Source organism: Xanthomonas sp. SI (genome assembly GCF_014236855.1).
Lineage (GTDB): Bacteria > Pseudomonadota > Gammaproteobacteria > Xanthomonadales > Xanthomonadaceae > Xanthomonas_A.
This window is the reverse complement of sequence record NZ_CP051261.1, coordinates 5,083,540-5,102,612: the sequence shown is the minus strand read 5'-3', so window position 1 is coordinate 5,102,612 and position 19,073 is coordinate 5,083,540. Positions and strand designations below refer to the sequence as shown.

At 69.1% G+C, this 19,073-nt stretch carries 10 protein-coding genes; 7 read left to right on the top strand and 3 right to left on the bottom strand.

Annotated features, from left to right (window positions below; genetic code table 11):
- The first annotated feature begins 176 nt into the window (after positions 1-176).
- From HEP75_RS21615 to HEP75_RS21600, 4 genes are all read left to right on the top strand, one after another.
- Positions 177-4,178, top strand: coding sequence for a hypothetical protein (locus HEP75_RS21615; RefSeq protein ID WP_185824902.1), 4,002 nt, complete (start codon positions 177-179; stop codon positions 4,176-4,178).
- Positions 4,179-4,312: 134 nt separating this feature from the next.
- Positions 4,313-6,460 (top strand): S46 family peptidase, encoded by a 2,148-nt coding sequence (locus tag HEP75_RS21610; protein WP_185824901.1) that lies wholly within the window; start codon positions 4,313-4,315, stop codon positions 6,458-6,460.
- A 236-nt stretch (positions 6,461-6,696) separates the two neighbouring features.
- The gene (locus HEP75_RS21605; RefSeq protein WP_185824900.1) at positions 6,697-7,317 is read left to right on the top strand and encodes a DNA-3-methyladenine glycosylase; all 621 of its coding nucleotides are present in this window, start codon (positions 6,697-6,699) and stop codon (positions 7,315-7,317) included.
- Positions 7,318-7,874: 557 nt separating this feature from the next.
- The gene (locus tag HEP75_RS21600) at positions 7,875-8,108 is read left to right on the top strand and encodes a DUF378 domain-containing protein (RefSeq protein WP_185821546.1); all 234 of its coding nucleotides are present in this window, start codon (positions 7,875-7,877) and stop codon (positions 8,106-8,108) included.
- Between the two features lie 265 nt (positions 8,109-8,373).
- On the opposite strand, the gene HEP75_RS21595 is transcribed toward HEP75_RS21600, so the two are convergent.
- Positions 8,374-8,973 (bottom strand): gluconokinase, encoded by a 600-nt coding sequence (locus HEP75_RS21595; RefSeq protein ID WP_185824899.1) that lies wholly within the window; start codon positions 8,971-8,973, stop codon positions 8,374-8,376.
- Between the two features lie 150 nt (positions 8,974-9,123).
- Here HEP75_RS21595 and HEP75_RS21590 point away from each other — a divergent pair, with 150 nt between their 5' ends.
- Positions 9,124-10,503, top strand: coding sequence for an MFS transporter (locus HEP75_RS21590; RefSeq protein WP_185824898.1), 1,380 nt, complete (start codon positions 9,124-9,126; stop codon positions 10,501-10,503).
- Positions 10,500-12,899, top strand: a complete 2,400-nt coding sequence (locus tag HEP75_RS21585; RefSeq protein WP_185824897.1) for an NdvB protein — start codon at positions 10,500-10,502, stop codon at positions 12,897-12,899. Before HEP75_RS21590 ends, HEP75_RS21585 begins: the two co-directional genes overlap by 4 nt.
- Before the next feature lie 122 nt (positions 12,900-13,021).
- Here the strand turns inward: HEP75_RS21585 and HEP75_RS21580 are convergent, their stop codons facing one another.
- Both HEP75_RS21580 and HEP75_RS21575 read right to left on the bottom strand, forming a co-directional pair.
- Positions 13,022-15,448, bottom strand: coding sequence for an AAA family ATPase (locus HEP75_RS21580; protein ID WP_185824896.1), 2,427 nt, complete (start codon positions 15,446-15,448; stop codon positions 13,022-13,024).
- A 157-nt stretch (positions 15,449-15,605) separates the two neighbouring features.
- Entirely contained in the window at positions 15,606-17,507 is a 1,902-nt protein-coding gene (locus HEP75_RS21575; RefSeq protein ID WP_185824895.1) for a GGDEF domain-containing protein, read from the bottom strand.
- A gap of 154 nt (positions 17,508-17,661) precedes the next feature.
- Here HEP75_RS21575 and HEP75_RS21570 point away from each other — a divergent pair, with 154 nt between their 5' ends.
- Positions 17,662-19,068, top strand: a complete 1,407-nt coding sequence (locus HEP75_RS21570) for an ATP-binding protein (RefSeq protein ID WP_185824894.1) — start codon at positions 17,662-17,664, stop codon at positions 19,066-19,068.
- Positions 19,069-19,073: the final 5 nt, after the last annotated feature.

The following is a 19,073-nucleotide window of genomic DNA, read 5'->3' as shown; positions in this document are numbered from 1 at the left end:
CGGACCGTTGCGCCAGCCGCTGCCCTCGGGACACAAAGTTCTCCAGCGCGCTACCACGATGACATCTTGTAAACTCGCCGGCCGGTAGCGGGCCTCGGGCGCGACCCTGGACCTACAGGCATGGATGGAAGTGCCGGGCCTTGCTGCACCTTTCCTACGTAGACATGGATGACACCGTGGACTTGATTTCTTCCTATTCGCGCTTCTATGCGCTCCCGCTTACCGAGCAGATCGTTGCGGCGATCACTTCCGATTTCGCCGCGCTGGATGTCCCCGATCTGGTCCAGGCGCACCTGGGCAACAATCCGCGGTACTTCGGTGGCATCGACAAGACGCTTTCCGGCTTCGTCGTGCTGGACGACGCGGGCGACAACTACACCCTGCTGGACCTGCGTGGAAGCGGCCAGGTGTGGTGGCAGGACCACGAGACCCGTCAGGTGGAACCGCGTTTCGCCAGCCTGGCCGATTACCGTGCCTTCCGTGCGCGGATGTGGGAAAAAGAGCTGGAGTTGGACGAGCTCGATGATTGGGAGGTGGGCGACGACAGGGAGGATGCGGAGGCGGAGCTGTTGCACGAGTACGCATGGACGCCCTCCCCACAGGACTTCGTCAGCGCCAATCTGCTTACGCGCTACCAATGGCTGATGCAGGCGCTTTCGCAGCCAGCCTGCGACGACCAGGGCCATCCCTTGCAGGGCCCGGATGCGCTGGGGGCCGAGGCGTTCAACCACTATCTGAGCATCTTCCCCACCAAGGAGTACGAACAACGCGAATTCGAGACGGCGCTGCCCGCGATGCGCGGGGACGTGCACCTGGCGATCTACTGGCTGCTGCACACGCGCCTGCTCGGCCAGGATGCGCGGCTTGCGCAGGTGCTGGAGCAGGTCGCCGGGGTGGAGACGCCATTGCTGCGCGCGTTCGTGGACACCTTCGGGGCGATGGCCGACGACGCGGATCTGCCGGTCGTTCCGGATTTCCGCCACCGCCGTGCACGCATGCTGGTCTGGGCGCAGATCGACACCAAGGCGCCGGTTACGCAGCGGCTGCGGGCGCTTGCGGTATCGCCCAAGTCCGTCGGCGCGATGGTTCTGGATCATATCGACAGCGCGCTGGAACGCGATCCCGACGCGCTGGACCCGGCCACCACCCTGCAGGCGCTGGATCGCATCAGCGACACCGATGCGCCGGCGACATGGGCCCTGCGTGCGCGCATGCAACTGCGCCTGGGCCAGGATGCGTGCGCGGCTGCGGATACCGCCACGCGGTTGCTCACCGCGTCAACGACCGTGGATTGGCAGGTCATCACCATCCTCCTGAACCCGATTCACCAGGCCATCGGCGACGGTCGTGCGCTGCTGGCCGTCGTACAGCCGCTGCTGGCATGGGACGACCTGATGCTGCGCGTGCTGGACCTGGCCGAGCACGCGCAACGGTTGCTTGGCGACGAGGAACCGTCGCTCAGTGCCGAGGCGCTGGCCCACAACCGCCGCCTGGCCGAGGACCTGCTCACCATCTGGGATGCTCCCAGCTTCGCCGAGGGCGTCGCCCAGGCCGCACCGGCCACGCGCGATGCGATGGCCATGCGCCTGGCCCGCCGCCCAGACCTGGCGGACGACGATGATGAGCGGCGATGGGCAATCCGCCATCTGCTCGACAGCACGCTGCCGACGCGGATCACGCTGGTGCAGCGCGCCCTGCCGCAGCTGAGCGGCGCACTGCAGACGTCCCTGTTGCCGGAACTGTGCCGCAGCGTCACCGATGCCGGCGACGCGCTGGTTCCCATGCTGTTGGCGATGATCGGCGAGCCGCCGGCCGGCGATTATCTCGCCGAATTGGACGCCGATGATCGGGTCGACGCCATCCTTGCCGGCCTGCAGACCTTCTGGAGCGACGCGCGCCTGTTCGAGCCGCTGATGGCCCTGTTGCAGGACGCGCCGGTGAAAAGCGTGCTGACCGATCGGGTCGGCGAGGCCATCAAGCGCCTGCGGGAGGTGCTGGACACGGCCCAGCGCCAGCGTCTGTTCCACTGGGCCTTGGCCCGCGTGCAGGCCCGCGCGGCGGCGCTCGCGCCGGATGGCAGCGACGACTACCCGGCGAAGCGCGTGCTGGAAGCAATGACCTCGACGGACATGGCCGACACGATCCGCATCGCGCTGGAAGAAGCGGCGGCCGCGGTGCAGCGTGGCGAGCATGCGCACAAGGAAGTGCTCGATACGCTATACGGGAGTCTGGGCGACATGGGCCCACAGGCGCCGGGCAACACGGCCTACCTGTTCTCGCGCCTGTGGGACGAGAAGAGCTTCCCGCGCGGCCTGTGTTTTGCAGTGCACAAGTGCTGGACGCCGGCATTGCATGCCCAGATCCTGCAGCGCCTGCGCGAGCAGCCGTCCAGCGCCGCGGCGGCCCTGTACTGCGCAAGTCACGGCTGGGAAAGCCGCCACAGCGAAACGCTGGACCTCGCCGAACTGGTGCTGGCCTGGCCGCTACCGGAGGACGCGGCCGAGCGCGGACTGCGCAAATATGTGCTGTTGAAGGGCTGCGTTGCGGCCCTGTCGCTGAAGAAGTACGCGCAGGTGCGCACCCTCCATCCGGCCGCGAGCGCGATCGACGCCACCGCCTATCAGGTGGGAGCGCACACCACCACCGTGTTCGACCCGTTCGCCGACAGCGACTTGCAGGCCAAGTTGCGCAATGCGCTGGATGGCAAGGGAGAGCAACAACAGACGGCGTTGCTGTCACGGCTGCAGAAGGCGCGCGGCAAAGGCGTACCCGTCATCGGGCTTGCCCCGAAGGCACTGGGCGAGCTGGCCGGGGCCGACGTGGCCTTCCTGTGGTTCAGCCATCCCGACACCGGCGCCACGCTGTTCCAGGACGTGCGCGGGGACGTGCACTACTTCGATGGCTACGGCCTGGCCACGCCGCCGTTCGAGGCGCACGCGGAGCAGGCCATCGGGACGAACGTCTTCCACGACGCCGTGGATGTTTCAGCGCGACTGACCTTGTGGCGCGGCGAGGCGCTGTACGACTGGACCCGCCTCGGCGCGGCGATCAGTGCGGTACACGGCAAGGCAGGCCTCGGCCAGGTGCGCATCGCCATCCGCTGCGCTACGGCGGACGATGCGGCGGGCCTGCTGGACAGCATCGCCGCCCACCCGCCGCAGGGGTTCGTGGCCAGCGACCCCTGGTATCGGCCGGGCCATGGCGCAATCGCTCGCTCCCTGGCCGATCCGCGCCGGAAAAATCTCCACTCGCTGCGCCTGCGCTACAACGCATGGGACGACCCCAGCGACACTTGCCTGGTGGGCGCGCACGCCATTGCGGCGATGGACGCGCTGGAAGTGGACGCGCGCCGCGCCGGCGGTTACACCTGCAGCATCGAATACCTGGACGTCGACAAGCGACCGCAGGACCTGTCGTTGCTGGATGGATTGGAGTACCTGCGCCACCAGCAAGCCGACACGCTTGCCCAGGCCGTGGCGCAGACGCTGGAAGGCCTGGCCGGTTATCTGGCCGCCCATGCGCTGCAGCCGGCCGGCGCCGCGCTGGAGTCGCGTTGCGATGGCCCTGCTGCGCAGGCGGACATCGCGGCTCTGGCGCAAGCCCGCGCGCATCCCCTGCCCGATGCGCTGGTGGCGCTGTGGCAACAGCATGCCTCGATCGGCTGGCGCTATTCCGAGCAGGGCATGCGGTTGCTGTCACCGGCCGAAGTGCTGGCCGCCACGCCGGTGGCCTCACGGCAGCCGCTTGTGGTCGACGCGCAGGGCGCGCCGCAGTGGTTGTTGGGCGATACCGATGAGGTGTCCCGGCAGATAGTGCCGGCCGACATCGATGAAGGCGAAGACCTGGACGACATCTCGGCAGGCGATGCGCTGCGTCAAGCGCTGGTGGACACCCTGCTGGATGCCCTCGCGCGCGATATCGCCGACGCCGCCCTGCTCTGGCATGGGCAACGTGGCGACGCGCGGATCGAGCGCCTGCAGCTCGGCAACGCACGCAACCTGACCACCCTGCGCCTGGACCGCGATGCCGCCATCCTGGCGATTCGCAAGGGTCCGCGAAGCTACAAGGGCGATGTGTCGTTCAAGCATTTCGATAGCCTTGCCGCAGCCGAGGCGGCATGGGCCAAGGCTCGCGCCACCGCGGAATCGGCCGGCCAGGTGCCCGAGTCGGCGAGCTGACCTTGTGCAGGGGGCGACAGTTCCGGACCAGGCTCTGCTCCAGGTCCGGTGCTGGCGCGGCAAGGGTGTTCGCAGATTGCTACACGCGCAGTGGCCGGCTAAGGTTGGGATTCGATTTGTAGCGAACCACCTGCATGCCAGCACCCAGCACTCTCGCCGCCTCGCTCACCCTGGGCCTCGCCCTCACCGCGACCGCCCATGCCGACGAAGGCATGTGGATGCCGTCGCAGTTGCCGGAGCTGGCCAAGCCGTTGCGCGAAGCTGGCTTTCGTGGGGATCCACGCGATCTGGCAGCGGTGACGCAGCCGCCGTTGAGTGCGGTGGTGAAAGTCGGGGGCGGGACCGGGGCGTTCGTGTCCGAGGACGGGTTGCTGTTGACCAATCACCACGTCGCCTATGGGGTGATTCAGTACAACACGTCGGCCAAGGAGAACCTGATCGAGCATGGCTTCATCGCCAAGGATCGCGGCGACGAGCGCGCGGCCAATCCGGATTTCCGGGTGCTGGTGACGGTGGGTTTCGACAAGGTCACCGACGCGGTGCTGGGACCGGCCAAGGGCAAGACCGGGCGCGCGTATTTCGATGCGGTGGATGCGGCGAGCAAGCGCATCGTCGCCGATTGCGAGCGCGAAAGTGGGGTGCGCTGCAGCGTCGCCAACATGTACTACGGCACGGACTTCTACCGGATCCGCCAGCTGGAGCTGCGCGACGTGCGCCTGGTGTATGCGCCGCCGCGGGCGATCGGCAACTACGGCGACGAGATCGACAATTTCATGTGGCCGCGGCACAGCGGCGATTTCACCTTGCTGCGCGCCTACGTCGGCAAGGACGGCAAGCCGGCCGACTACAGCGCCGACAACGTGCCGTACCAGCCGCCGGCGCACCTGCAGATCGCCACGCAGGGACCGCAGGCCGGGGACTTCGCGATGCTGGCCGGGTATCCGGGCATCACCTACCGGCATCGCACCGCGGCGGAGTTCTACGAGCAGGTGAACGGGGCGTTGCCGCAGCGGGTGGCGGTGTACGACCAGATGATCGCGGTGATCGAGGCGGCGGGCAAATCCGATGCGGAGGCACGCACGCGCTATGCGGCGCAGCTGCAGTCGCTGAAAAACAATCGCAAGCGTGCGGCCGGCGAGTTGGAAGGGATGCAGCGCAGCGATGCGGTGCGGCTGCGTGGCGAGGATGAGCGCGGCATGCTCGCCGTCACGCACGGCGATGATTCGCGTGACATCGCTGCGCTGCAGTCTTTGTTGGCCGATGCGTCGGCGCTGCGCGAGCGCGATCTGCTGCTGACCTTGATCGGTACCCAGACCCAGCTGTTGCGTTCGGCGTTGACGCTGGAGCGGCTGCGGTTGGAGTGGGCCAAATCCGACGATCAGCGCGAAACCGGCTATCAACAGCGCGACCAGGCGCTGATCGAGGGCACACTGAAACAGGTGCAGCGGCGCTACTCGCCTGCGGTGGAAAAGGCGCTGTTGGGCGCGCTGCTGACCCGCTACCAGCAGTTGCCGGATGCGCAGCGCGTAGCGGAATTCGATGCGGCGTTCGGGCGCACGCAGGCGCAGTTGCAGCAGGCCTTGGACAAGCTCTATGCCGGGACCAGGCTGGGCGAGGAAGCCGAGCGCCTATCGCGCTTCGCTGCCGCGCGCGCTGCCAAGCCGATGGCGGCCGATCCGCTGATGACGTTGGCCGCAGCACTGGTGCCGGCGCAGCTGCGCCTGGAGAACGAGCGCAAGACGCGCGAGGGCGAACAGTTGCGCCTGCGTCCGGCCTACATGCGTGCGCTGTTCGCCTGGCGCAAGCAGCAGGGACGGGGGGTGTATCCGGATGCCAACAGCACGCTGCGGATCAGCTATGGCCGGGTCGAGCCGCTGGCGCCGCGCGATGCGGTGAGTTTCGCGCCGGTGACCACCGTGGCCGGCATCGTCGAGAAGAACACCGGGCAGGAGCCGTTCGACGCGCCCAAGCCTTTGCTTGAGGCGATCGCCAAGGGCGATTTTGGCAGCACCGCCGATGCGCAGCTGAAGACGCAGCCGGTGAATTTCCTGACCAACCTGGACACGACCGGCGGCAATTCCGGGTCGCCGGTGCTCGACGCGCGCGGCGAGTTGATCGGGTTGAACTTCGACAGCAACTGGGAGGCGGTCAGCGCCAGTTGGTGGTACGACCCGCGCTACAAGCGGGCGATCCATGTGGACATGCGCTACCTGCGCTGGTTGCTGGCCAAGGTGTATCCGGCGCCGCAGCTGCTGCAGGAACTGCGGTTGCCTGCGGAGTGAGCCACGCCGCGCCCGCAAGGTCCCGGGCTCTGTGCTCGAACTTGATGCCGGTGGGCGGAGTGCGGTGCGCGCCATTCGGCTGTAGCAGCATGTGCCAGGGCACTACGCCATGCGCGATGGTCCGTCGCCGACCAGACGGTTCCGTGGTGCGCGCATTACGATCCGCGTGTTTCGGCACGCATGCTGATCTGCACGCGTCGCAGGGTTCTTCGCGGGCGTCCCACTAGGCTGTGGCGATGTTGCCAACACCGCTGCCGCGCACGTTCTACGCCCGCGATTCGCGCCTGGTGGCGCCAGAGTTGTTGAACAAGTTGCTGATGACCGACGATGGCCGCTGCGGTCGTATCGTCGAGGTCGAGGCCTATTGCGGCGCCGAAGATCCGGCGGCGCATTCGTTCCGCGGCATGACCCCGCGCACGCAGGTGATGTTCGGGCCGCCCGGCCATCTGTATGTCTACTTCATCTACGGCATGCACTGGGCGCTCAACGCGGTGTGCGGCGGCGCGCCCGGGCATGCGGTGCTGATCCGTGCGCTGGCGCCGGTCGCAGGCATCGAGGCGATGCAGCTGGCACGCGGGATGGGACGCATCGCCGATCTCACCCGTGGTCCCGGCCGGCTGGCCAAGGCGCTGGGTGCTTCGGGTGCGGACAATGGCCTGGATCTGACCCAGGCCAGCTCGCGCCTGTGGCTGGGCAAGGATGGCACGCCGCCGCCGGCCGATCCGGTGGCCACGCCGCGCATCGGCATCAGCAAGGCCACGGAGGCGTTGTGGCGCTGGTACGTGCCTGGCGATCCGAACGTGTCGGGGCCTGCGCTGCCGGGAGCGAAGCGCAGGGGCCATGCGCGGGGCCTATGAGGTGATTGCTGTTCCCTGATAGGAGCGGCTTCAGCCGCGACGAACGCAGTGATAATGCTGCCCTAACCCCAAGGCGTCGGGACTGAAGTCCCTCCCACAGTGCACCCAGCGAATTGCCTGCAAGCCCTTTGCAGGAGGAGATTCGGCCGTGACGAACGCCAGCGATGATGTTGCCGTAACCGCAAGGTGTCGGGATTGAAGTCCCTCCCACAGTGCACCCAGCGAGTTGTCCGCAAGATGGCGCGGCTTCGGCCGCGACAGACGGAGCAGGGGAGGCGCCGTATTCGGAGGCATCGGGTTGACGCTCTCCTGCAAAGTTCCACGTGGGTCGATGCAAGCTCGCCGGAGTTGGGAGCGTCCATGGCTGCGGAAAACGTACGCGATCGGCCATCTCACGCCTAAACAGATCCGGCTGACACGGCGGTGCTGCGTGTGTTCAGTCAGCAAGGTGCACTGCACATGAGCATCGATTTCAGACGCCGTATACATCGCATTCGCGCGCACGCCATGCAGCGCATCGCACGATGCAGGCTCCTCCCACGTCGCGAGATGCCACCATGAAAGTGCTCAATGTCGTTACCCTCGTGCTGCTGATCGTCGGCGGCCTGAACTGGGGCCTGGTCGGGCTGTTCCAGTTCGATCTGGTCGCTGCGCTGTTCGGCGGACAGGACGCGACGTTGTCGCGGATCGTGTACACGCTGGTCGGTCTGTCGGCCCTGTGGCAGCTCGTGCCGTTGTTCACCAACCAGCACACGCCGGTCCGCCATGGCGAACACGCCCGCCACCACTGACGCGCGGCGCGACGCCGGTGCCGAAGACCGCACCGGCGCCGCCGCGAAGGCACCGCGACCAAACGCGTTCAGTTGGTGGCAGCGTCTGATCCGGCCGATCCTGCGTTATCACCGTGCCCCTGGCGACAAACGTTGAGAGCGACACTCCAGCCAATCGCTTCGCGAGCAGGTGTTCCAGGAAGAACGCAATCGTGATGTGCTGTCATCACCGTGACAGCCATCGCTGGGCATCGCCGGGGGCGGCGGTGTCGGAATCTGGCGTCACCTACAAACGCTTGGATCCTTTCCACGAGCCATGTCCGCTAGACACGCTACCAAGCGCAACGTCGGACGCGGCATCCAGCTGTCTGATCGCATCCGCCACCACCGCATCGAACGGCGCGTCCACGTCCACCGATAGCACGTCCGGCTCCTCCAGCGGCAGTTCCAGCGCGTCGATCTGGCTCTGCAACAGGCCGGGCGGCATGAAGTGGCCGCTGCGCTGCGCCAGGCGTTCGGCAATCACATGCGCGGCGGCATGCAGGAACACGAAGCGCATCGGCACGCCGCTGTCGCGCAGCTGTTGTCGGTGCGCGCGGCGCAGCCCGGAGAAGGCCAGTACCACGCTGCGGCCGGCATCGATCGACTGGCGCAGGCGCAACGCCAGCGCCGCCACCCAGGGCGCACGCTGCGCATCGGTGAGCGGCACGCCGCGCGCCATCTGCGCCTTGGCCTCGGCGCTGTGGACATCGTCCGCGTCCAGGAACGCGAGGCCGTAGTGCGCGGCCAGCGCCTGCGCGACGCTGGTCTTGCCGCTGCCGGAAATGCCCATCACGACGATGGCTTCGCTGCGCTGCGGCAAGGAATTCTGGGATGTCGCGTCCATCACGAGCGGTTATACCTTGCTTGGGGTTTGGCATGATGCGTGCGCCGGCGTTGGCGACGCGCGCAGCGTGGTGTAGCGTCGGCACGCCACGATCGGCGCAGCGTGCCTTGCGCCGTTCCATCATCGCATGACCACCCGACAGGATCGCCGATGCCCACACCGCCGCAACGCGCCGATGCTCCGCTGCGCTGGACCGAAAAGGTCGGCTATGGCGTCGGCGACATGGGCTTCAATTTCTACTGGGCCAACATCTCCGCATTTCTGCTGATCTTCTACACCGACACCATGGGCCTGCCGGCGGCGGCGGTGGGCACGATGATCCTGTTGACCAAGGTGGTCGATGCGGTCACCGATCCACTGATGGGGGCGATCGCCGACCGCACCCGCTCGCGTTGGGGCAAGTTCCGCCCGTACCTGCTGTTCGCCGCGCTGCCGATGGCCGCCAGCGGGGTGCTGGCCTACACCACCCCGGACCTGGGCCAGGGCGGGCGGCTGGTCTGGGCCTACGCCACCTTCGGCGCGATGATGCTGATGTACACGGTGATCAGCATTCCGTATTCGGCGCTGTCGGGGGTGATCACCGCCGACAGCCAGCAGCGCACCACGCTGATCAGCTTCCGCTTCATCGCCGCCTTCGCCGGCACCACGCTGGTCAACTACGCCACGCTGGACATGGTGCGCTGGTTCGGCAACGGCGACGACGCGCAGGGTTGGCAACGCACCATGCTGGTCTACGGGATCGCCGCGGCGGCGCTGTTCGCGATCGTGTTCGCGACCACGCGCGAACGCGTGCAGCCGCTGCCGCAGCCGCGCACGCCGGTGCTGCAGGACATCGCCGATCTGCTGCGCAATCCGCCATGGCGGGTGCTGTTCGCGCTGGCCCTGATCATCATGATCACCATCGTCATGCGCGCCGGCGCCGGCGTGTACTACTTCAAGTACTACGTCGGCCGCCCCGACCTGACCGGATGGTTCCTGGGCAGCTATTCGATAGCACTGGCGGTCGGCGCGGCAGCCACGCCGCTGCTGACCCGGCTGTTCGACAAGCGCCGGCTGATGATGTGGCTGATGGTGGTGGTCGGCGTGCTCAGCTGCGCGATGTTCTTCATTCCGCGCGAGGCGATCTGGGCGCTGTTCGCGATCAACCTGCTGATCGGCCTGGCGTTGGGGCCGAAATCGCCGCTGGCGTTCTCGATGTACGCCGACACCGCCGACTACACCGAATGGAAGACCGGGCGCCGCGCCACCGCGATGACGTTCTCGGCGGCGACGTTCTCGCAGAAGCTCGGCGGCGCGCTGGCCTCGGCCTGCATCGCGTGGATGCTGGCGGGGATGGGCTATGTGGCCAACCAGGCGCAGAGCGACGCCTCGCAGCTGGGTATCGTGCTGCTGCTGACGGTGATCCCTGGTGCGGTCGCGTTCCTGGCGGCGTGGACGATGCGGTTCTACCCGCTCGACGATGCGGCGCTGTTACGCATTCAACAGGAACTGGCCGCGCGCAAGCGCGCCGCGGAGGAAGCAAGCGCATGAGCGTTGGCAATGATGCATCCCGCGAGGTAACCGATGTGCTGGCGCCCAGCGCCGACGGCGAACGCTACGAGCTGCATAGCCCGACGGCCCTGCCCAATGCCGGCGGCTTCCTGTGGAACCGGCGGATGATGATCCAGGCCACCTGCCGCGGCTACGCCACCGCGCAGTTCATGCAGCCGGAGCCGGCCAAGTACGCGCATGCGCCGAACCTGGAGGCCAGGACCTTCATGCAGCCGGAGCAGCCGTACTACGCGCATCATCCGGGGCGCTTCTTCTATCTGAAGGACGAGGACAGCGGTGCGGTCTATTCGGTGCCGTACGAGCCGGTGCGGGCGACGCCGCAGGCGTTCCGCTTTTCGGTCGGCAAGCGCGACATCGTCTGGTGCGTGCGTTACGCCGAGATCGAGGTGGAGCTGCGCCTGCAGTTGCCGGTCGAGGACACGGTCGAGCTGTGGCAGTGCCAGGTGCGTAATCTGGATGGGCGCGCGCGGCGGATCGCGCTGTATGCGTATTTCCCGGTCGGCTACATGTCGTGGATGCACCAGAGCGGCGAGTATCGCGCCGACCTGGGCGGCATCGTGTGCCGCAGCGTCACCCCGTACCAGAAGGTCGAGGACTATTTCCGCAACCGCGACTTCAAGGACTGCACCTTCCTGCTGCACGAGCAGGCGCCGGATGCGTGGGATGCGCGGCAATCGGCATTCGAGGGCGAGGGCGGCCTGCACGCGCCGAGCGCGGTGCTGCAGCCGCGGCTGGGCGGCAACGATGCGCGCTACGAAACGCCGACCGCGGCCTTGCAATACTGCCTGGCGCTGCAGCCGCAGCAGGAGCACACGCTGCGCTTCCTGTTCGGCCCGGCACGCGACGATGCGGAGATCGCGGCGCTGCGGCAGCGCTATCTGTCCGCGGCCGGCTTCGCCGAAGTGGCTACCGCGTACAGCGACTATTTGAACGAAGCGGCCGGTTGCCTGCATATCGCCACGCCCGATCCGTGCCTGGACAACCTGGTCAACCATTGGCTACCGCGGCAGGTCTTCTACCACGGCGACGTCAACCGCCTGACCACCGATCCGCAGACCCGCAATTTCCTGCAGGACCACATGGGCATGAGCTTCCTGCGCCCGCAGACCGCGCGCGCGGCGCTGCTGCATGCGCTGTCGCAGCAGGAAGCCAGCGGCGCGATGCCGGACGGCATCCTGCTGATCGAAGGCGCGGAGCTGAAATACATCAACCAGGTGCCGCACACCGACCATTGCGTGTGGTTGCCGGTGTTTCTGTCGGCGTATCTGGACGAGACCGGCGATGCGGCGTTGCTCGACGAGACCGTGGTCGGTACCGACGGGCATGGCGCCAGCGTCGCCGAGCGGCTGGATGCGGCGATGCGCTGGCTGCTCGGCGCCCGCGATGCGCGCGGGCTGAGCTACATCGCGCAGGGCGACTGGTGCGACCCGATGAACATGGTCGGCTACCGCGGCCGCGGCGTGTCCGGCTGGTTGTCGGTGGCCACCGCCTACGCGTTGCAGCTGTGGGCGACGCTCTGCGAACGCCATGGCCGCCATGCGCAGGCGGCCGCATGCCGCGCCGGTGCGGCCGAGGTCAACGCCGCGGTCAATCGCGAATTGTGGGACGGCGACTGGTACGCACGCGGCATCACCGACGACGGCGTGCGTTTCGGCATCAAGGACGATGCGGAAGGCCGCATCTATCTCAATCCGCAGAGCTGGGCGCTGCTCGCCGGCACCGCCGATGCGGACCGGCGCGCGCGCCTGCTGCAGGCGGTCGATGCGCAGCTGGACACGCCGTACGGGCCGACGATGCTGGCGCCGCCGTATACCGCGATGCGCGAGGATGTGGGCCGGCTGACGCAGAAGCATCCGGGTTCGGCGGAGAACGGGTCGGTCTACAACCACGCCGCCGCGTTCTACCTGCATGCGCTGTACGCGATCGGCGACGCCGACCGCGCCTGGCGCGTGCTGCGCGCGATGATCCCGGGGCCGGACCTGGCCGACTACCTGCAGCGCGGGCAGCTGCCGGTGTTCGTGCCGAACTATTACCGCGGCGCCTGGCGCGAGCTGCCGCGCACCGCCGGCCGTTCCAGCCAGTTGTTCAACACCGGCACCGCGGCGTGGCTGTACCGTTGTCTGATCGAGGGCCTGTTCGGGCTGAAGGGCGAGGGCGAGGCGCTGTGCGTGCGCCCGCAGTTGCCGTCGCACTGGAAGCAGGCAACGGTGCAGCGCCGGTTTCGCGGGGCGGTGTTCGAAGTGCGCATGCAGCGCGATGCGGGCTGTGTTGCGCCGCGGGTCAGCGTGGACGGGCAGGTGTTGGACGTGGCGCGGATCGAGGGCATCGAGCGCGGCCGCCGTTATCGGGTCGAGGTGATGTTGCCGGAGGGGTGAGGGCGGCTCGGGCGATCGGGCTGCGGATGGTGTCTGGTCGCGGCTGAAGCCGCTCCTACAGTGCACCCGGCCGGCTGCATGCCCGCTCCTGTAGGAGCGGCTTCAGCCGCGACCAGCAGCCTCTATGCGCGCACCGCATCCGCCGTTTCGATCAGATCGTCCCATTGCAGCCGGGTGTTCGCCGCATCGTCGCTTTCCAGCAGCGCGCGGCGCGCGGCGCGGCGCATGGCGCGGCTGATCCAGGTCTGCAGGTCGCGGCCGGAGCGGCCTTCGCTGCGTTCGGCCAACCATTCACCCGCTTCCGCCGCGTCGAACGCCAGCGGCTTGCCGTGCAGCAGGCGCGCGACGATCGCGCCGCGTGCGGCGCGGTCGGGCAGGCCGATCTCGATCTGCCGGTCCAGCCGCGACAGCAGCGCCGGGTCGATCGCCGCGGCATGGTTGCTGGCGGCCAGCAGGAACACCTGCCCGGCCTGGCTGGCGACGCCGTCCAGTTCCTGCAGCAGCTGGCCGACGATCTCGCGGGTCAGCGCATCGTCGCCATCGGCGCCGCGCGCCGGGGCGACGATGTCGATCTCGTCGACGAACACGATGCACGGCGCCTGCGCGCGGGCGCGCTCGAACGCGGCCTGTACGCGCTGGCCCGACTGGCCCAGGTAGGCGGCCTTGAGGTCGGCGCCGGTCAGGGCGATGAAGGCCAGGCCCGACTGGCTGGCCAGGATCCGCGCGAGCTGGGTCTTGCCGGTGCCAGGCGGGCCGTACATCAGGATCCCGCGCGGCACCGGCACGCCCAGCGTGGCCAGCGTCTCGGCATTGCGCAGTTCCTTGCCCAGGCCGACGAATTCCTCGATCACCGGCGCCGGCAGCACGATGTCGTTCCAGTCCAGCGGCGTCACCCGGGTGGAACCCTTGCCACGCAGCAAGCGCAATTGCGCCAGCAGCGCGTCGCCATCGAGTTCGCCGTCCATGCATTCGGCGGCGACCCGCGCCACCAGGGTGTGCAGGTCGCGGCCGGACAGGCCGCTGCTGTCGGCGACCACGCGCGGGTCCAGCGCCAGCACGAAGCCGGCGCGTTCCAGTTCGCCGCCAAGGATGCGCGCGCGCGCGCCCGCATCGGGCAGGCCGATGCCGATGCTGGCGGTGAAGCGCGACATCACCGCATCGTCCAGCAGTTCGGGACGGTTGGTCGCGCCGATCACCAGCACCTGGCCGCGCGCTTCGTGGAAGCCGTCCCATTCGGCGAGGAAGGTCTGCACCAGCTCGGCGCCGAAGCTGTCGCTGTCCACGCCGCCGCGGCGCGCGAACACGCTTTCGCATTCGTCGATGAACAGGATCGCCGGCGCCTTGGCGCGGCAGCGCTGCCAGATCGCCTGCACCTTGGGGCCGGTGTGGCCGACGTGCGCGGCCTTCAGGTCGGCCACGCCCAGCGCTTCGAAATGGCAGCCGGCATGGCGCGCCAGCTTGCGCGCGATCAGGGTCTTGCCGGTGCCCGGCGGGCCGTGCAGCAGCACGCCCTTCGGCGCCGGCGTGCGCCCGGACACGAACAGGTCCACCAGCTTCAGGATCTGGTCCAGGGTGTTGTCGGGCAGCGCCACGTCGGCCCAATGGCGGTGGATGGCGTCCATGCTCTGCAGCCGCTGTTGCAGCATGCGCTGCTGGCTGCGCGCTTCCATCCACGCGTCCACGTGCCGGTGCAGTTCGGCGATCGGCTGCGACTCGGCCGCCGCGCTGGTCGCCACGGCCAGCGCCAGGTCGTGCAACTGCGCCTGCGCCTCGGCGTCCAGCGCGTCGGCGATCGGGATCAGCGCCGCGGGGTGGGACGCGTCCGGCAGCACCAGCAGTGCCTGCACGTGCGGCTCCGGCTCGGCGCCGTCGTGCAGCGCCAGCATGCGCGCGCCGAAAAGGTCGCCGTGCGCCGCGGCGATCTGCCAGCGGCCCTGCAGCTCGCGCAGCGGCCATGGCGCGCGGGTGACGCGGTACGGAAAGGCGGCGTCGTGGCGGCTGTCGCTGGCGAACTGCAGCAGCGCCAGCGGCCGTTGCGCGAAACCGCTCAGCAGCGCGCGTTCGTCGTGGCTGACGTGCCGGGCCAGCAGTTGCGCACCGCCGATCACCAGCAGCGCATACGTCAGCAGCGACGGCAGCACGCGCTGCAGCAGGTCCAGCGTGTCGCGCTGCAGGCCCAGCTGGCGCCACCAATCCAGATAGCCGCGCGCGTCGCCGAGCCAGTGCCCGCTCATCCACGGCAGCGCCAGCAGCAGGAAGGCGAGCAGCGCCAGCCGCCAGCGCCAGTCCGGCAGCAGCGGGCGCAGCAGCAGCGCCGGCCACCACGCGCGGCGGCGTTCGCGGCGCAGCACCGCGCTCGCGGCCTGCGCGGCCTGCGCGACGAAGTCGCGGCGGATCGTGGCCAGGGCCTGTTCCACCGCCGGCAGATGCCGCTCCACCTCGGCCTCGGCAGCGGCCTGCCGCACCTGTGCCTGCTGCAACTGCGTCTGCAGCCGCAGCCGTTGCTGCTGCAGATAGCCCGCTCGCGATTCGGCTGGGACGGACGTCATCGGTCTGGGCGGGCGCGGACGTTCATCGCACGAATCTTAGCCTGCCGCACGCGCGGTACTGCCGGTACCGGCACATAGCCCCTCTCCCCTCGGGAGAGGGGTTGGGGTGAGGGTACGGCAGCCGCAACCCACGGCGACGCGTTGGATCCGCACGCGCTCACCCGCGCCTAGAGGCCGGCGCATCGAACGCGCGCGTCCACAGCAACGGATCGCTGCCGTCGAGCAGGACCTGGCCCTGCGCACGCGCCTGCAGCGGATCCTGCAGCACCTGCTGCGGCGTGGTCGCCGCATCGCCCTGCACGCCCCACAACCCGGCCCAGGCGTTGCCGCCGGCATGCCCGGCCGCCTGCACCGCGCGCTCGGCCAGCGCAACGCTGTCCTGCAAGCGCGCATCGGGGCGATGGAACAGCGGGAACGGCGCCACGCCGACCGACACCGTCAACGGCAGCAGCTCGCCCTGGCCGGCGTCCACGCGCAGGCGTTCCGCCGTGCCGCGCAGATGCGCGGCCAGCGCGAAGGCCGCGGCCGACGACGTGTCCGCGCGTACCACCAGGAATTCCTCGCTGCCCCAGCGCGCGACCAGGTCGTCGGCGTCGCAGCTTTCGCGCAGGCACGTGGCCAGCGCCAGCAGCGCGCGGTCGCCGGCGGCGTGGCCGTAGCGCGCATTCAAGGCCTTGAACCCGTCCACATCGACCAGCAGCAGTGCGCAGCGGTTGTCGGCGTCGCCGGCCTGCTCCGGCGCGACGGCGAACAGCGCCTGCATGCGGCGCTCGGCCTCCGGCCGGTTCAACAGCCCGGTCAGCGGGTCGCGCTGGCCGAGGTCGAGCGCATGGCGCTGGCGGCGCCGGTACAGGACCACCAGCACCGCACCGAGGGTCACTGCCAGGGCCAGGCCGATCGCGACGGTGCCGGTGTTGTCGGCGCGCGCCACGCGCGCATCGACGCTGCGTGGCGTCTGCGCTGCGGCGGCCTGCAGATTGGCCAGCGCCGCGTAGGTTTCGCCACGCGCCTTGGCGCGGTCCATCGCATGCGCCTGCTGCGCGTCGCGCGCGGCCGCGGCGCTATCGCCCAGCGCGGCATGGACCTCGCCCAGCACATCCAGGCCGTCGCGGATTTCGACCATGTAGTTGCCGCGCACGGCCAATGCCTGCGCCTGTTCGGCGTAGGCCAGCGCGTCGGCATTGCGCCGTTGCTCCAGGCGCAGCCGCGCCAGGCGATGCAGGCTGACCACGGCACCCTGTCGATCGCCATGCGTCTGCTGCCATTGCAGTGCCTGCTGCACCAGCGGCTCGGCGCGTTCGGGGTGGCCGCTGGCGCGCTGGATCTCGCCGCGATGGCTGACGATGCGGTTCAGCAACACGTCCTGATTGCCCAACTGGGTGCCCGTCTGCGTGGCACGCTCGAACGCGCGATCGGCCTCGTCGTAGCGCTTGAGCACCAGCAGCGTATAGGCATAGTTGTAGTGCAGCACCATATCGCCCGTCGCCGGCGGCCGCTGCAGCCGCTCCGACAGCGCGTTCGCCTGCTGGAAGTAGGTCAGTGCGCCCTCGGGGTCGTCCAGAGCGCCGCGCATCAGCGCGATCGATATCAGCGCGTTGATCTGCATGGCGAGATCGCCGGCGGCCACCGCGTCGGCCTGGATCTGCTCCATCAGCGCGATCGCGCGCGGCAACTGACCCAACTGCTGCAGCAGCATCGCCGCCTGCAGGCGCTCGTTGTTGTGCACGATCGGCGGCAGCCCCGGGGTCTGCAGCAGGGCCAGCAGGCGTTCGGTGGACGCGGTCGCCTTCGCGCTGTCGCCCACCAACTGTTGCGCGGTCGCCAGGCAGCCCGTGGCCATCACCCGCACCGGCAGCGGTAGCTCCGGCTTGGCCAGCAGGTCGCTGGCCACGCGCAGCGACGCCTGCGGCTGCTGCCCCAGGTCCGCGCGGCAGCGCTGCAGCGGTCCCTCGTAGGGATCGCCACCGGGGATGGTTTGCGCCAGCACCGGCACGACCGGCAAGCTTGCGGCGGCCAGGAGCAGCAATCGGCCAAAGCGCTTGAAGCGACACGACATCATCGAAAGGTATCCAGCGGTCGAACGATGGATCGGCCCGCCATGCACGCCGCGCCATGGTTTTCGGCGCTGCGTCAGCAGCCAGCGGGGGAACGGAGGTCGCTAATATAGCCGCAGTCCGCATCCGCCCGTCGGTGCGCTTCCTGCCGGTCCGTACATGACGCTCCGTCCCACCTCCGCTTCCCTCTCGCCCACGCCGCGCGCCGCTGGCGTCCTGGCGCGCCTGCGCCACTGGTGGCGCGACGTTCCGGTCACCGATCAGGTCGATCGGCGCAACGCGGCGATGCTGCAGTTGGTGCTGGCGTTCGTCGGCCTGTACCAGCCGATGGCGATGCTGCTCGCCTGGGGGCGGATCGGCGCGGCCATGGACCCGGTCGCGTTGTGGCTGGCGGCGGCCAACACGCTGGCGATGTGGGCCTGCTTCGTGCTGCTGCGGCGCGGCGCGTTCCTGTGGGCGGCGCGGATGTTCGTGGTGGTGAGCCTGGCGCTGCTGAGCGTGGGCTATGTGCGATGGGGGCTGGAAGCGCAGCTGCGCGGGCAGTTGAGCCAACTGCTGCCGGTGCTGATCGGCGGGCTGCTGTTGAGCCGGCGCGCACTGTGGGGCGCGGTGGCGTGGCTGGTGCTGGTGGTGGCGCTGGGTGCCTGGCGCGACGCGACCCGCTCGTTCTTCATGCCCACGCTGATGCCGCGGTTGCTGGAGAGCGCGGTGCTCGGCATCGCCGGCTTCGTCATCGCCGCGGTGGTGCTGGACCAGTCGGTGGCGGCGTTGCGCGAAAGCCTGGACCTGGCGCGCAAGCGCGGCAACGATCTGGCCCGCTCGCGCGACCGGCTGCAGTTGGAGATGCAGGAAAAGGAGCGTTCGCGCGACCAGCTGGTGCACGCGCAGAAGATGGAGAGCGTCGGCCGCCTGGCCAGCGGCGTGGCGCACGATTTCAATCATCTGCTCAGCCTGATCATGGGCTATGCCGCGCGCGCGCGGCGCAGCGACGATCCGCAGCAGCTCAAGGCCGCCCTGCAGGGCGCCGATGCGGCGGCGCGGCGCGCGGCGGCGGTGACCCGCAAGCTGCTGGATTTCAGCCGCCAGGAAGCCACCCGGCTGGAAGTGTTCGAACCGGCCGAGACGATCGCCGGCATGCGTCCGATGTTCGACCAGCTGTTCGGCCTGGGTGTGCAGGTGCGCCTGCAGTTGCACGAGGCGCCGTGTCCGGTGCGCTTCGACCGCGCGCAGCTGGAACTGATCCTGCTCAATCTCGCCGCCAACGCGCAGCAGGCGATGCCCGAGGGCGGGCAGTTCGAGCTGACCCTGGCGCCGCGGCCCGATGCCACGCTGGAGATCGCGGTGCGCGACAGCGGCCACGGCATGAGCGAGGACGTGCGCGCGCGCTGCCTGGAGCCGTTCTTCACCACCAAGCCCAGCGGCCAGGGCACCGGCCTGGGGTTGGCGGTCAGCGCCAACCTGATCGCCGCGGCCGGCGGCACGTTGCTGGTCGAGAGCGCGCCCGGGCAGGGCAGCGTGTTCCGCCTGCGGCTGCCGCTGCACGCCGGCGCGGCGGCGGTCTCGTGAGCGGC